12 protein-coding genes are annotated in these 14988 nt (G+C 46.6%); 8 read left to right on the top strand and 4 right to left on the bottom strand.

All coding sequences use genetic code 11. The features are described from left to right. Positions 1 to 807: 807 nt before the first annotated feature. From K331_RS32085 to K331_RS0128385, 8 genes are all read left to right on the top strand, one after another. Positions 808 to 1275, top strand: coding sequence for a hypothetical protein (locus tag K331_RS32085; RefSeq protein WP_156897735.1), 468 nt, complete (start codon positions 808 to 810; stop codon positions 1273 to 1275). A 220-nt stretch (positions 1276 to 1495) separates the two neighbouring features. Then, a complete protein-coding gene (locus K331_RS0128415) occupies positions 1496 to 2485 on the top strand; it encodes a hypothetical protein (RefSeq protein WP_028592948.1) in 990 nt (329 codons plus the stop codon). After that, the gene (locus tag K331_RS0128410) at positions 2485 to 3768 is read left to right on the top strand and encodes a hypothetical protein (protein WP_028592947.1); all 1284 of its coding nucleotides are present in this window, start codon (positions 2485 to 2487) and stop codon (positions 3766 to 3768) included. Before K331_RS0128415 ends, K331_RS0128410 begins: the two co-directional genes overlap by 1 nt. A 9-nt stretch (positions 3769 to 3777) precedes the next feature. Beyond that, a complete protein-coding gene (locus tag K331_RS30785; protein ID WP_084165610.1) occupies positions 3778 to 4443 on the top strand; it encodes an ABC transporter ATP-binding protein in 666 nt (221 codons plus the stop codon). Between the two features lie 508 nt (positions 4444 to 4951). Beyond that, a complete protein-coding gene (locus tag K331_RS0128400; RefSeq protein ID WP_028592946.1) occupies positions 4952 to 5755 on the top strand; it encodes a VanW family protein in 804 nt (267 codons plus the stop codon). Between the two features lie 107 nt (positions 5756 to 5862). After that, positions 5863 to 7353 (top strand): aminotransferase-like domain-containing protein, encoded by a 1491-nt coding sequence (locus K331_RS0128395; RefSeq protein WP_028592945.1) that lies wholly within the window; start codon positions 5863 to 5865, stop codon positions 7351 to 7353. A 129-nt stretch (positions 7354 to 7482) separates the two neighbouring features. Further along, positions 7483 to 8421: a D-alanine--D-alanine ligase gene (locus K331_RS0128390; RefSeq protein WP_028592944.1), complete on the top strand. Its 939-nt coding sequence runs from the start codon at positions 7483 to 7485 to the stop codon at positions 8419 to 8421. Continuing rightward, entirely contained in the window at positions 8414 to 9601 is a 1188-nt protein-coding gene (locus K331_RS0128385; RefSeq protein ID WP_028592943.1) for an aminotransferase class I/II-fold pyridoxal phosphate-dependent enzyme, read from the top strand. Before K331_RS0128390 ends, K331_RS0128385 begins: the two co-directional genes overlap by 8 nt. Before the next feature lie 167 nt (positions 9602 to 9768). On the opposite strand, the gene K331_RS0128380 is transcribed toward K331_RS0128385, so the two are convergent. The 4 genes from K331_RS0128380 to K331_RS0128365 form a co-directional block, all read right to left on the bottom strand. Continuing rightward, complete coding sequence (locus tag K331_RS0128380) at positions 9769 to 10557, bottom strand: energy-coupling factor transporter transmembrane component T family protein (protein WP_028592942.1); 789 nt, start codon at positions 10555 to 10557, stop codon at positions 9769 to 9771. After that, on the bottom strand, positions 10532 to 12136 hold the full coding sequence (locus K331_RS33260) for an ABC transporter ATP-binding protein (RefSeq protein ID WP_226383719.1): 1605 nt from the start codon (positions 12134 to 12136) through the stop codon (positions 10532 to 10534). Before K331_RS33260 ends, K331_RS0128380 begins: the two co-directional genes overlap by 26 nt. Positions 12137 to 12138: 2 nt before the next feature. Next, positions 12139 to 12738, bottom strand: coding sequence for an ECF transporter S component (locus K331_RS0128370; RefSeq protein WP_028592940.1), 600 nt, complete (start codon positions 12736 to 12738; stop codon positions 12139 to 12141). A 572-nt stretch (positions 12739 to 13310) separates the two neighbouring features. Next, the gene (locus K331_RS0128365; RefSeq protein ID WP_028592939.1) at positions 13311 to 14846 is read right to left on the bottom strand and encodes a flavocytochrome c; all 1536 of its coding nucleotides are present in this window, start codon (positions 14844 to 14846) and stop codon (positions 13311 to 13313) included. Positions 14847 to 14988 lie beyond the last annotated feature (142 nt).

The raw sequence follows: 14988 nt of genomic DNA, 5'->3' as shown, positions 1-14988 counted from the left end.
CCAATCGTCGCACTCTACACGAGTGCGTGGATTGAAATCCGTTGACGCTCCGCCTCCGCCCGGAAAGTTGTCTAGTCGCACTCTACACGAGTGCATGGATTAAAATCGTCAGAAGGCCCGCGAATGGATCGGTTGTCATGTAGTCGCACTCTGTATGAGTGCGTGGATTGAAATCTAATCTATACATGAACATAAGATGCACTGATATTTCCAATCGAAGGTATGAGTCTTTTGACTGGAGAGTAGTGCTTGAGGCCATGACTTTCGAGGGTGGAACCCCCGTTCACGTCGTAGCTGAAAACTGCACGAATTATGCAAATCGGGTGGGATACGGCATTTGGCTTTGAAGGTTGGATGTTATATATCGATAGAATCATACAAAGATGTCGTTACAATATTCCGAGACGCGCAATCTGACATAGAGGTCAGTGCGCGTTTTTTTAGTGGATGTTTGGCGAAAAGCAGGATTATGGAAAGAGTAGATGAGATTACTGCTGTCAGTTAAAACCACTAAATCTAGCTTATAAGCCAATTAAAATATATGCAAGGAATGAGACGTGAGTGTAGCGCCAGTGGGTACACAAATTGTAATGGATACTACAAATTTTGGAATAAGGATAATTTTGAGTGCAAAGATAACCTCCTTACTATGATAGGTTCATTGATTACAAAAAAAATAATAACAGATATACCTGAAAAATAAACTTACAATCTCGAAAAAAGAAATAATTTACAAAATATATTTATTTATGGTATATTTCTGATGTAAATTTATTTACAAATTATCAATAAAAAGGAGATGGGATTTTGTTTAAAAAAAGATTGCTATTAGCTGTACCTATTTTGGCACTAAGTCTTTTTAGTATTGGTAGTGTTACTAATGCCGCAGAAGGAACTTTCTTAGGACAAACTTCAGGTTTACAAGGAGTATATGGTGGTTGGAGTGAAGACGAAGGATATTTTACTATTCAACCTGCAATTAGTCCCAATGCAATTACTCCTTTTGCACCAAGTGCGGCGCCTAAATGGCATAAAGCTGATATTAGATCGTATTCTGCAGGCGCCTCTGTTATACGTGAGTACATTGTTGCAACTACAGAATGGCCAGATGCATATCATTACACTGTTGCGCAATACGAAAATAAATACAATGGTAATGTCCAAGCAAGTAGTGGGCGAGTTTACGGAATGGACCAAACAACTGCAATCAGTGGAGATGTAGATGGAGAATTTCGAGGGCTTTATTTAAAAGCAAAATCATATTATGGTAGATAATAGTATAGCATGTATTTTGTTGATCGATTAGATATATAAATTAAAAAGAAGAATTAGACTGATTTTATGTTGATGATCATACCCTTAATGTACCCCTTCGTCCTATTATTACATACATAGTTATAAACAAAATTAATGAAGGGGTTACCCTTTTCTAAATTTCCTCCGATAAGCAATTTTTAAAATGTAGATAGCTAAACATGGTTAAGGATGCGATAAATTGTCATTATCTCAGATCAGTCAACGCCGGTTTTTTCGCCTTGGAATTGATGCTAGATTTTATATTTTGTTTTTAGCTCTGCAGATGCTGTCTGTAGGGATATTTTACTTTCTTGCCTATATAGATAATCTCAATATGCTACACAACGGCTACGTCAGTAAGCAATCCATCACGTTCAGAATGACGAGCATCCATCAACCACTAAGGTTTCCTGAACAGGATTATTTACTGATGCAGTATAATCCTGTCCAGCCGCAACTAAAAATAGTGCGAATTAGTGGTGATATCAAGCTTCCACCATTGCAGAGCCAGTCTGATCGACCGGATGACATAGATAAGTGGAATACAGAAGCACTAATAGGAAAGGCGTTAATTGGTGATAAAGTGAATCCTCAATTTATTCCTGAAGGTTATGTATTTGCAGGACAATTTGATGTTCCCGCCGATTATCAATTAAGTACCCAGCAGTGGCTGTTTCCAGCTTCTAATAAGGTGTCACTAGCAGATGGTGAATTGTTTGTTATGAGTTCTCCTAATGCTAATACGATGGATCTAGTTCAAACAGTCTCCAACCACAATCCGATTGAACTTATACATACCGAATTCAAGGGCACGTATGCCTTGTTATCCAATCAATGGCTTGTGCATCTCCTATGGGTAGTATTAGTATTTACGAGCTGTGTAGCAATCTTGATCATGCTATATTGGCTGAGACAGGAGCGGGCTTTCATTCGTATTTGCAATGAACATGGGTGCACGTTTTGGCAGATGTACATGCATATGCTCGTCTATAAATTGTCTCCATTAATTGGAGCAAGCTTTGTAATGGTGTTACTTTGCATCTCAATCTTCCAGACACTCATGCAGGTATGGAGCAGGCATTGGCAGCTTCAATCATGGTATATGGTAGGTGTATTTAGTCTACTTATCATCCTTATTACCTTCGTTATAACATGTTGGTACAGTACAAGGTCAAGGAGAGTTCGTTGATGAAGATGGTTTATTTGTTATTCAAAGGACATAAAGGCTTCCACCTATTTCATATATTTCTAGCAGCCATACTATTCTTGCTGGTCCTTCTAATGCTGTTGAATATCCTCCAGTCTCGGATTGAGCTTCAGGCTACTTCAAGTTTTAAAGATAAAAATATGTATCAATTGGCAGATAACCTGTTCAATGACAAGGAGAGGTTGTTCTTTCAGCAACAAGCTAGTTACAGCATCCTCAAAAATTTTGGTGATCGTCTGAAGACAGAGCCGCGCTTTCAATATGCGGTTGTTAACTGGCAGCCAATCCATGTTGTAGATTTTAAGGGTGATGAGATTTTTGAAGCCTACTATGAATTAGGCCAATCGCAGGATTCGCAGACATACAGGGGGTCTACCTACCGGAATATAAAGTCTTTACAGATGAATCAGGGTTCGTTTGATGTCTTTCAGATCAGGATCAGTTCTGGTCATGGCTTCCAGGATAATGATTATACATATGACGGTTCTAAAGAGACAATCCCCTTAATATTAGGTGCTGAGTTGAAATCTTACTACAAACTGGGCGATACGATTTCTCTGATGCTATATAATGAGCCTTTCACAGGGGAGGTTATTGGATTTACTGACCCTTCACAGGTGGTTGTTAGTGCGAGATCACAGGAGACATTGATTGATCGTTATATCATCATGCCAGCACTACAGTTTGACAAGATTACGCCTGATTTGCTACGTAGTCATGAAGATACGCCATTTATACGTGCTTCACTATTTAGTTCGATTAATGGCTTTGTATTTACAACCGAACAGCCACAGGAAGTGCAACGTATAATGGATACGATCTCCAACGAGGTGAAATTCTACGACTATTCTATCATCGGTGCTGATGGTGGGGTTTTGGGCGTGTTGATTCAACTTACAGACCAGAATCGAAATTTATTGTATTTAACTGTAGCTGTAGCTTTTGTCCTGATCTTGTTGCTGTATTTATGGACAATAGCTATACACATTCGGTACAGTCTAAAAACCTATGCAGTCTTACTTATCAGTGGATATCATCTGCAGAATATTCCCCACATAGTTGTCGTGCAGTTGGTGATTATGATGCTGCTGGGGAGTGTGCTGCCAATGCTGCTACTTTTACTTGTATGGCAACAGGCATGGATTCTACTGTTAGCCTACATTCTGTCGGTGTTGCTGGTGGTTGGTATATTAGCAGGAATGACACTTCTTTGTACCAGACGGGTCTTGGCTCGGATCGACATGATTCAACAATTGAAGGGATGAGTGTAGCTTGTGGCGACGATTGAATTAGACCAGATGGACAAGGCATTTGGCAGAAAGGTAATATTTCAGAAGGTTCGGTTGGCGGCTAGAGCAGGTGAATGTGTAGCTATTAAAGGGAAAAGCGGTACCGGAAAAAGCACGCTATTAAATATATTGGTTGGCTTGGAGGTTGCTACTACAGGGAGCTATCTGCTAAATGGGATTGAGATGACCAGGCAAACGGCACAGCAGAAAGCCCAGATACGTAGTAATCTAATCGGTTATATTCCTCAACAAAGTCCGGTTATATCAAGATTGACAGTACAAGAAAATATCTGCATACCGATCTGGGTAGGAAATGGTAAGCACAGCAGTGAGCAAATAGAATACATGATGGATTTATGTGATAGGCTTGGAATGACGTCTTTGTTACAGCAGAAGGCAGGCAAGTTATCTGGCGGAGAAATTCAGAGAGTTGGGTTAATCCGCGCTTTGTTAAAAAAACCTGAACTGATCATAGCAGATGAGCCGACAGGTGCGCTTGATGATGATACGGCTACCAGAGTAATCCAATTAATTCAAGAGCTATGTCAGCAAGGAGCGACGGCAGTGATTGCTACACATAGTCAGCATGTCGCTTACCATTGTAACAGGGTACTGGAGCTTACATACGATGGACTTCTTGATTTGACTTAGGCCTATCGCGGAACATTTATGTGGATATTTTTGAGTTTTTATTCATGTACAATATAATATCTCCGGATGAAGAAGAGAGGAGCATACCAGTTTTAGAGACAGCCTTGGGAGTAGTAATCTTCATTTTTACGTTGTTTTCCGCTGTCGCACTCTTCACGAGTGCATAGATTGAAACCCTGCAACGTTTTGATCCCAGCCGTTTTGACTGTATACGGTTGTGGATTTGAACGATCTGAAGAGAGCGTGGTTAGCGGAAAGCGGGGAAGCCCTAGAGAAACGGAGTGCCCATCTTTAAGCTTGCTGTTCATCCGCTTTCCATTGTATTCGAAAGAACAGCAAGCTTAACCATGTTCGACAGGGCTCCCCGCTTGCAGCGGCTCTACACTCACATTTAATCTGGTCAAGGTAATAGTTGTACTTTTGATAAGTGCTCTGCTTAAAATGGTCATTGTCGGTCTGTTACGCCATCGTTTGAATAGTCGTACTCTACAAGCAGTGGAGGGATATCATGAAACCAAAACAAAGATCAAGGCTTAGACTACTAGCAGGATCTTGTTATTTCAGGTTCAGAAGATACTTGAAGTGGTATTTTGGACATGAGAAATTTGCTTCTCGCATAGAGAATGAAGAACTTCCGTATATCACCTTTACACACCAGACCCCTCTGCTAAGAAAGCTTAAAGAGGTCGATATGTGGCTGCAGCACAACAAAATCATTAATCTGAAGATCGCCAAGCAAAAGCTAAATAAGATCACGATCGCTCCGGGAGAGACTTTTTCATACTGGAAGCTAATCGGCAAGCCTACCAAAAGAAAAGGCTACGTGGAAGGAATGACGTTATTCTACGGGACGTTCAGGCCTGGTGTGGGGGGAGGGCTTTGTCAGTTATCCAATCTCATTTACTGGATTACGTTGCACACGCCGTTGGTCGTGACTGAAAGGCATAGACACAGCTATGATGTGTTCCCAGATGCGAATCGGACACAGCCATTTGGTAGCGGGGCCACGTGTTCATATAATTATCTTGATTTGCAGATATTCAACCCGACAGATCAACCCTACCAGCTAGTCATTGACATCGACAAGGAGTACCTGTACGGTGAGTGGAGAACGACAGCGAAGCCTACCCACATTTATGAAATATACGAACGAGATCATAAGATCACCCAAGAATACTGGGGTGGCTATGTAAGAACTAATATGATATATAAAAGAAAATATAATCTGCATCAAGAGCTTGTATCCGATGAGTTAGTCACGAAGAATCATGCGCTTATGATGTACCAGCCATTTTTAGAGTCACCGCTGTAATCTCTATAATAGAAGAACCAGAACCACCGCAGGATGAAAAATCCAGCAGGGTGGTTCTTTTTTTCACCTGTCTAGTATGCCATCATTATAGCTGGGGGCGATAAAGGATGTTCCAGGATTTCAGGCTGGTCGGAGACCGCCCGGTTGCATTACAAGTGAAAGAATACGTCACACGTTTAATTATAAAAGGATCACTCCAAGCGAACCAGAAGCTGCCCTCCACGAGAGAAATGAGCACGCTGCTGCAGGTGAGCCGCAATTCGGTCATTGCAGCCTATGAAGACTTGCAGGATGACGGTTATACGTATGCCCTTCCCGGCAAGGGCAGCTATGTCGCAGCCATGGTTGGTCAGTCGGCGGCAGCTCAAGGAGTGGCTGATGACACGGCAGCTTGGCAGATGGACTGGAAGTCCAGAATGAACGATTATGCTGTCGCAGCCGTAGAGCTGGACATGATGAAGAAGGGCATTCGTGCGCCCAAAGGCACGATTTCGTTCACAAGCATTGCCCCGGATGAGCAGCTGTTCGATCTGGGTGATGTGAAGCGTGCCTTCATGGACCGGATGGCCATCGAAGGGCAGGTGCTGCTCAACTACGGCTACGCCAAGGGCTACAAGCCGTTAATGGATTATCTGATGCGTTATATGGAGAATAAGGGCGTCGATCTGAGCGGCAAGGATATGCTGATTACCAGCGGGTTCACCGAGGGGTTCGACATCGTGCTCTCAGCACTGCGTCCTACGGTGCGTCGTGGGGCAGCACTTTGTGAGAATCCGACCCACCATACGGCGATCAAGAATTTGAGGCTGCATGGTTTTGAGATTACAGGCATTCCGATGCAGCGCGATGGTCTGGATGTGGATCAGCTAGAGCAGGTATTGGAGCAGCAGACCGAACAGTTCGATCTGGCCTATCTGACACCCTCGTATCACAATCCAACAGGCATCGTCATGTCACCCGCCAAGCGTAGTGCCGTAATGCAATTGCTGACGCGCTACCAGATCCCAGTGATTGAGGATGGCTTTAATGAGGAGCTACGTTATTCAGGAGCACATGTGGCTCCATTAATCGCGACAGCAGGGAAGGGGAACGGAGTCATCTATATCGGCAGCTTCTCCAAGGTGCTGTTTCCTGGTCTGCGAGTGGGCTGGGTGCTGGCTGACAAGGCACTCATTGATACGCTGGAGAGCATGAAAAGGGCACGTACCATTCATACATCAACGATAGATCAATCGATTTTATATCAATATTTGCTGAACGGAAATTTTGATAAATATGTAAAAAAAGCGCGTGCCGAATACAAGCGCAAATATGAATGGACCAAGACATGCTGTGAGACGCATCTTCCAGAGGCCCAACTGTCTGGTGATGGGGGCTTGCATCTGTTTCTTACTTTTCCGGCTGGCCTCGATACACGTCAATTGCTGGAGGCTTGCTTAGAGCAAGGGGTTATTTTTACGCCAGGGGACAGATTCTTCGTGCAAGCAGGCGAGGGGGAGAACACGTTGCGGCTAGGATTCTCGCGAGTAACGGATGAGCAGATCGAAGAGGGGCTTCGGATGATCGGTGAGCAGGCGCGTCGCTTGCTCGGGAAGTAGAGTTATATTCAGAAATTGTGGAGCAGCAGCAATCGAGAGGATCATTCACGTGGCTTCCTCTCACATAGCCTTCTATTACTAATTCAGGAAGTGCCACACAACGAGATGAGGGGAGAACAGAGTGTCATGATGAAAATCGGCGTAATTATGGGTGGAGTATCCTCCGAGCGTGAGGTGTCCCTACAGACGGGTCAAGAGATGATCAGGCATCTGGACCGTAGTCGCTATGACGTGGTGCCCTTGGTGATCGGGCAACGCTCCGATCTGATCACGCAGGTACAGCAGACAGGGATCGATCTAGCGCTACTGGCGCTGCATGGACAATATGGAGAGGACGGCACAGTACAGGGAGCTCTTGAGACGTTAGGCATTCCGTATACAGGCAGCGGTATTCTGGCAAGCAGCCTATGCATGAATAAGCAGCTCTCCAAGCAGTTACTGAAGGCAGCGGGCGTACTTACCCCATCGGGGCTATGCTGGCAGGGGATGAACGAGTATGATCCACAGGCAGTAGAGCGGCTGGGCTATCCTGTCATTGTGAAGCCGAATACGGGAGGCTCCAGCATCGGCATCCAGCTCGTGCGAAATGAACATGAGCTACTGCCAGCCGTTCAGGAGGCGGAGAGTCTGGGAGAGTCGATCCTGATAGAGCCCTACATTCAAGGCAGCGAGCTTACTTGTTCGATTCTGGATGGCGAGGTGTTGCCGATCATCGGCATTCAGTCAGCACATTCGGAGTGGTTCGATTACAGAGCGAAATATGAGATTGGTGGTGCTGAGGAGAAGGTCATCCAGCTTCCGCCCGAGATCGAGCAGCGTGTGCGTAAAGCGGCACTAATGAGCTACCGACAGCTGCAATGCAAGGTCTATGCCAGGGTCGATATGATTTTGCGCCAGGATGTGCCTTACGTGCTGGAAGTGAACACCTTACCGGGAATGACGGCTAACAGCCTGTTGCCGAAAAGTGCAGCGGCAGCGGGAATCACCTTTTCACAGCTGCTGGATCGTATTATTACGAGCTCACTTCATGAACGAACACAGGAATGGGGGATGGCCCAGCATGTGTAGCGAAGAGCAGACAGGGAGCTTCCTATCCTCTCGTGTACGGGATATTCGACCATCGGGCATTCGGGCTTTCTTCGATCTGAATGCAGCAGGAGGGGATACTATTGCGCTCGGGGTCGGAGAGCCTGATTTTGTGACCCCGGCGAAGGTACGCGAGGCTTGCATTCAGGCCCTGCGGGATGGACGGACGAAATACACCTCGAATGCAGGCATGCTAGAGCTACGGGAAGAGCTCGCAGCGTATCTGTCCAGCAGCTTCGCGCTGTCCTATGAGCCTGAGCACGAGATCATCGTAACCGTGGGCAGCAGTGAGGCCGTCGATCTGGCGCTGCGGACCGTGATTGATCCGGGTGACGAGGTGCTCATTCCCTCACCAAGCTATATTGCCTATGAGCCCATCTCTCATCTGCATGGCGGAGTCATTGTAGAGGTGGCAGCTACAGCAGAGGAGCAGTTCAAGCTGACTCCGCAAGCGCTGGAGGCAGCCATTACTCCGCGTTCGAAGGTGCTCATGATTAATTATCCATGTAATCCGACGGGTACAGTGATGACAGAACAGGATTGGTTACCGATTGTAGAGCTGGTGATCCGGCATAATCTGGTTGTCATTTCCGATGAAGTGTATGCCGAGTTAACTTATGGGAGACAGCATGTGAGCATCGCTGCTCTACCGGGAATGAAGGAGCGTACGATTGTGATTAGCGGCTTCTCCAAGGCGTTCGCTATGACGGGCTGGAGAGTAGGCTATGCGTGTGGCCCGCGTGAGTTGATTGCGGGTATGCTAAAAATCCACCAGTACACAGCTATGTGCGCACCTACCATTGCCCAGATTGCTGCGCTTGAATCTCTGCGTTATGGGCTGACAACCAAGGACGAGATGATGGCTAGCTACAACGAGCGCCGCAAGCTGTTTGTCGCGGGTCTGAATGCGATCGGGCTAGCCTGTCACGAGCCAGAGGGAGCTTTTTATGCTTTTCCTTCTATTGCGGCTACGGGTATGTCATCGGAGCAGTTCGCGCTCAGGCTGCTGACGGAGGCTAAGGTAGCTGTCGTACCTGGGCATGTATTCGGATCAGGCGGTGAGGGCTATATTCGTTGCTCCTATGCAACCTCACTCGTCGATCTGGAGAAGGCACTGGAGCGGATGAGCCGTTTCATGCAGATCATGCAGCCTGTTGGATGAAGAGCATGCATTACCAGTGCTGTGATGAGCATCCTTCCTTCAAGCACAAAGAAGATCGCCCAGTCCTACCTGTGTAGGTGTCATCTGGCGGTCTTCTTTTCATAGCTGCAACCATTTCGACCCTAATCATGAATCGTATGGTGCGAGTGTGCGTATCATGGCCATGCTTATCGAACATCCAGAGCATCGAAGTAGGGGAACAGGCTCCCCGTCCAGATCGCTGCCGCAAATACCCCCGTAAAATAGATGCCCAGCCAGATATCTGCTTGCGAGTAACCTATTACATAATAATAGGTGCGCTTCTTATCGGAGAGTCCTTTGGCCTCCATGGCAATGGCTGTACGCTGCGCGCGGCGGATACTTTGCGCAAGTAGAGGGATCGCATACATCTTGATATGGGCATACAGATTCCAGCGGCTGACATGGCGCCTCGTGCCCCGGATTAACAAGGCATGCCGGAGTGTCTGGAATTCGTCCAGCAGCATAGGAATCATCCGCATGGCCGCAAGAAAGCTATATGCATACTTTGGGGGAAGCCTCCATTGCTGCATCAGAGAATAGAAAAGTCTCACAGGTCGTGTCGTCAGACCGAACAGCAGTCCAGCAACTGCCATACAGAGGGCGCGGCAGCCCAAGTGAATACCACGTAGAAAGCTCTCCTCCGTAATATGCACAAGTCCCCACCTCCACCAAGTTGTCTCTCCCGTCCCGAAGAACATCATCCCCGTAGATGTTGAGATAAAGATCAGGATGAATGGTGAAGCATACAGCAGCAATCGTCTCCATGGATGCCCAGACCATAGGAGCAACAGCAGCATTCCTGCAGCAAGATTAATCATGATATTCAGATTGTGAATCCAGATCACCGCTGGAAAGAGAAGGGCGAACACGAGCAGCTTCAAGCCCGGGTTAACCCGATGCAGCCAGGTCTCATGATGAGGGAAAGTTATTTGCATACTCAACCCTCCCGTGTCGGACCCGCCATTCATCCGTGCAGTAGCGGCGGACCACTTCGGCATCATGAGTCACCATGATGATTGCCGTCCCAGCACTACGAAGCGACTCCAGCAAATCCAGAATGGAAAAGGTGTTGCGGGCGTCCTGACCAAAGGTAGGCTCATCCAGCAGTAGCACCTCAGGCTCACGAATAATGGCGGTGGCAATACTCAAGCGGCGTTTCTGCCCGAGCGATAGCTGATAAGGATGTCTGTGCTCCAGGTGCAGCAAGCCGAATCGGGCCAGGAGCTGCTGCACCGTATGCCTCCGCTGCTCTGGATTCGGAAGATCGAAGAGTACCGAATATTCCACCTCTTCATACACCGAATTGGTGACGAACTGGAACTCGGGATTCTGAAATACGAAGCCAATATGCTCTGCCAGTTGTTCTGTCTTACCTGCAGGCCGATGGCATAGCTCGTATCGTCCCGTCGTCTTGAGCAGACCCATCATGGATAGCAGGAGGGAGCTCTTGCCCGCTCCGTTTGGACCGGTGATCCCAATCCATTGACCGGGAAAAACCTGGACCTTCTCCACTCGGATAACCTCCGTTTTGCTTCGCATTCCGGCAAAGTTACCTAGTTCCATGACCGGGGAAGCACCATTACAATAGAGGTTGTCTTTGCCATAAAGGCTATTGGCTACGAAATGGGCCTGCTCTGCTGCATCGTTCGACAGCCGCGGAGAGGTCGCCTCACTCCACACCCCAGGGTACCAAATGCCGAACGCTCTCAACGTATCCCGAGAGGTGGCGAATACCTCTTCCGGAATTCCATCGGCGATGATTTCTCCGTCGGGAGACAGTACGACAATCCGATCCACCAGTTGAATAATGTCACTTATCTTATGCTCCACGATGATCAAGGTCTTATCCGCAGCTATGCTCCTGATCGTGTCCCAGACCTGAAGGGTTCCTTCTTCATCCAGTAACGCGGTAGGTTCATCCAGGAATAGTACCTCTGCCTCTGCAGCGAGCACGGAAGCGACAGCCAGCCGTTGCTTCATTCCTTGTGACATCGCCTGAATAGGCATTCTGGCTGCTTCTTCTGCCAATCCGACCTGTGTCAGACAGTCGAGTATGCGTGATGGCATCTCCTCGCGCGGAATACAGCGGTTCTCCAGCACGAAGGCTAGTTCTTCATCGGCAAAAGACATACAGAACTGGGTATCCGGGTCCTGGAATACTACACCCGGACGTTCAGGTGTGATGATTTCATCACATTTCATTGGCACCTCGACAGAGTGGGGGATCATGCCGCTAAGTACCTGTAGCAGTGTTGATTTGCCGCAGCCGCTTGGCCCAAGCAGCAGTAGCTTTTCCCCTTTGCGAACGGACAGGGACAAGCCCTGAAAGAGTAGCTCTCGTGCTTCTGGGAACTTCAGTCGCAGATTGCTAACACCCGCAGCGATATCGGGAGTGTGCCCTAAATGCTTCAGATGCTCCACATGCTCCAAATGATCCTTATGCTCTACATGCGCCAGTCCCCAATGCCGCTCATGTTCTACGTGTCTCGAATGCTCCACCCCCTTAAGAGCCATACTCAGTTCAAAGCCTCATAGTCCTCACGAGATGCCGGGCGGAGTGATTGGGTCACTCCAGTCAGCTCAAGCGCCCTCGACAGATAATAAGCGAAGATGCCTGCAATGATGATGCTTCCTAGCAGACGAAGACCGATGAAGAGCGTATAGTTCCAGGCCGTCAACGATTCGATGTATCCATAGTGGAAATCAAGCAGAAGTGAGCCGGCTGCCGCGCCGATTGCGGCCAAGCAAGTCACCCACAGATTGTTTTTTCGGTAGAGAAACAGGGCAAAGAACAGCTCTGCACCCAGTCCCTGCACCAAACCATAATACAGGGTAGAGATTCCCCATTCGCTGCCTAATAAGGCGCTGACGGTTGCCGCAGCTACCTCTGCAAGGATAGCCACCCCCGGCTTACGGATGATCAGATAGGCGAACGTTCCTGCCATGAACCACATGCCATAGGTAATCTGCTCTGCGTGCAAGCCGAGGGGCTTGACCATGTCATAGGCAGGTCCCCAGATTTTGTACACAATACCGAATACCACTGCGATGACGATCGTGACCAGAATGTCGGTCAGCTTGAGAGCTGCACCTTTTTTAGAAATAATTGCTGTCATGAGCTTCAACTTCCTTCCCCTAAATAAAATAAAAAAACCTGCCCCGATCCGGGCAGGTAGCTTGCGCAGTATGAACTTCATTTGCTGTCAGATATCCATTATCAGACGGCATCAGGAAATAGCACGCATCGGCGGCGCCTATTCCATCTGCAGGTCTGCTTGAATGCATACCGACTGCATTTGGTCTTCTCTACGCTGGCATTACCCAGATCAGATTTCACGGTCGGCGGCATACGGCCACCCTCTCAGCCTGACTTCATCAAGCTCCCGTTTCTTATTGGAATCTTAGATTAATGTACACTACATTCGTTAAGCTGACAATAACCTTTTATAGAAAAATTAGGAATGAAGGGGCTGTCCCAAAAGTATTCGCATGACATGGGAACATCCCTATTACAACACAAAAAAGGACCTCAAATTCACTGTATAGTGGATATTGAGGTCCTTTTATTCGAAGAAATTCGGTTTAAAGTGGGGGCCAAAAAATCACAAATTGACTTTTGGGACAGCCCCATTTTGCATAATTCGATTGAACACGCTCATGTGTATATTCATTTAGATAAACCTATTACCTATTGTTTTGATTGCACAAACTCAGCGGATTTGATACCTGCTTGACGTCCGAAGATAATAATTTCAGCAACAGAGTTACCGCCAATACGGTTTTCACCATGCAAGCCGCCTGTCAATTCACCTGCTGCGAACAAGCCTTCAATGGCTTTTCCATCCTTGTCTAACACTTCTGTGTTGGTGTTAATCTTCACACCACCCATAGTGTAGTGAATCCCAGGAGCGATTTTGATGGCATAGTATGGTGCGGCAGATAGGTCATGATCCATACCTGTTGTTCTTCCAAATTCACCATCTTGTTTGTTCTTCACTGCTTCGTTCCAAGTGTCTACGGTTGCTTTCAATGGATCGGCTGGAACGTTGATGGCTTGTGCCAATTCCTCGATTGTGTCACCTTTCACGACGAAGCCCATCTTGTCATATTGCTCAATGGCCTTCACACGAGATTTCACGCCAGAGTCAAATACTAATGTAGCTGCTTTCTCAGGCAGGGCATTAATTGCTGCGGTTACTTTATCACGTGTATCCAATTCGTTCACGAAGCGCGTACCTTCAGTGGAAATAAGGAGTGCACCTTCACCGCGTACAGCTTCACCAATTAAGTACGATTTATCTTGCTGTACAGTTGGATGAACCTGGATTTGATCCATATCAACAGTCGTACCGCCAAGCTGCTCGATCATCTTAATACCGTCACCTGTGCTACCAATTTGGTTGGTTGTTACTAAGCCTTTTAGGTCAGGTCTAACCTCGGAGATCATCTCCGCATTAGAACCAAAACCACCACTCGTTACAACAACGGCTTTAGCAGTAATTACTTTTTCATCGGTTTGATCAATCAATACTTTAACACCGTTTACTTTACCATCAGCTTGCGTTATTTCTTTTACATCCGCATTGACGAACAATGGAATCTCTTTTTCATGTACATTTTTAACCAACCCAGCAACTAGATACTGACCTATTGCTGAACCATCCTCAGGACGGTGTGTACGTTTTTCTTTCATACCGCCTGTTATTGTAAGGTTGTTCAATCGGATTCCGATCGAATCTAACCAATCAATTGCATCTGCAGAATGATCAACAAAGAAACGTAGCATTTCTTTATCATTGGTGTTATGCCCACCCGCTAATGTCTCTTCATAAAATAAATCATTGTTATCTTCAATGCCTTGTTCCTTTTGGAATTTGGTCTGAGAAGCATTCATCCCGGAAGAGGATTTGGTTGTATTACCACCAGCGACTGGCATCTTTTCGAAAATAACAGGGTTCATTCCTTTTTCCTTTGCTTCTAATGCAGCGGTCATACCAGCACCACCAGCACCAACAATAATAATGTCATAGCTATCTTTTAATTGATCAATTGGTGTATAGCTTGCTTGTGACGCACCTGACACCGTATCCGTCTTTTTCTCTTCGGTTGTGCTTTGGCCTTCATTTGCTTTTTTCTCACTATTACTACTAGTATTTCCGCAACCTGCAATGACAAGAACGATCGATAGAAGCAGTGTAAGTAGTACGGTTGTTTTCTTTTTCATTTCTGCATTTCCCCCATTGTGCACCATTTCACAATATTATTGTGCATTATTTCACAAATGTTATAGTAATAAAGTGAACGACGGATTGTCAAGGAAGTTTCCGATAGTTTCTTTGGAAGAGATTTGCTAGCCCTTACAATCC

Source organism: Paenibacillus massiliensis subsp. panacisoli DSM 21345, assembly GCF_000426545.1.
GTDB classification, from domain to species: domain Bacteria; phylum Bacillota; class Bacilli; order Paenibacillales; family Paenibacillaceae; genus Paenibacillus; species Paenibacillus panacisoli.
This window is presented reverse-complemented; position numbering and strand designations above follow the sequence as displayed.

Coding starts and splice junctions, on each gene's coding strand:
- K331_RS0128410 (WP_028592947.1), top strand. CDS start 2,485: ATGAAGATGGTTTATTTGTTATTCAAAGGACATAAAGGCTTCCACCTA.
- K331_RS0128400 (WP_028592946.1), top strand. CDS start 4,952: ATGAAACCAAAACAAAGATCAAGGCTTAGACTACTAGCAGGATCTTGT.
- K331_RS0128395 (WP_028592945.1), top strand. CDS start 5,863: ATGTTCCAGGATTTCAGGCTGGTCGGAGACCGCCCGGTTGCATTACAA.
- K331_RS0128390 (WP_028592944.1), top strand. CDS start 7,483: ATGAAAATCGGCGTAATTATGGGTGGAGTATCCTCCGAGCGTGAGGTG.
- K331_RS0128385 (WP_028592943.1), top strand. CDS start 8,414: ATGTGTAGCGAAGAGCAGACAGGGAGCTTCCTATCCTCTCGTGTACGG.
- K331_RS0128380 (WP_028592942.1), bottom strand. CDS start 10,557: ATGCAAATAACTTTCCCTCATCATGAGACCTGGCTGCATCGGGTTAAC.
- K331_RS33260 (WP_226383719.1), bottom strand. CDS start 12,136: ATGGCTCTTAAGGGGGTGGAGCATTCGAGACACGTAGAACATGAGCGG.
- K331_RS0128370 (WP_028592940.1), bottom strand. CDS start 12,738: ATGACAGCAATTATTTCTAAAAAAGGTGCAGCTCTCAAGCTGACCGAC.
- K331_RS0128365 (WP_028592939.1), bottom strand. CDS start 14,846: ATGAAAAAGAAAACAACCGTACTACTTACACTGCTTCTATCGATCGTT.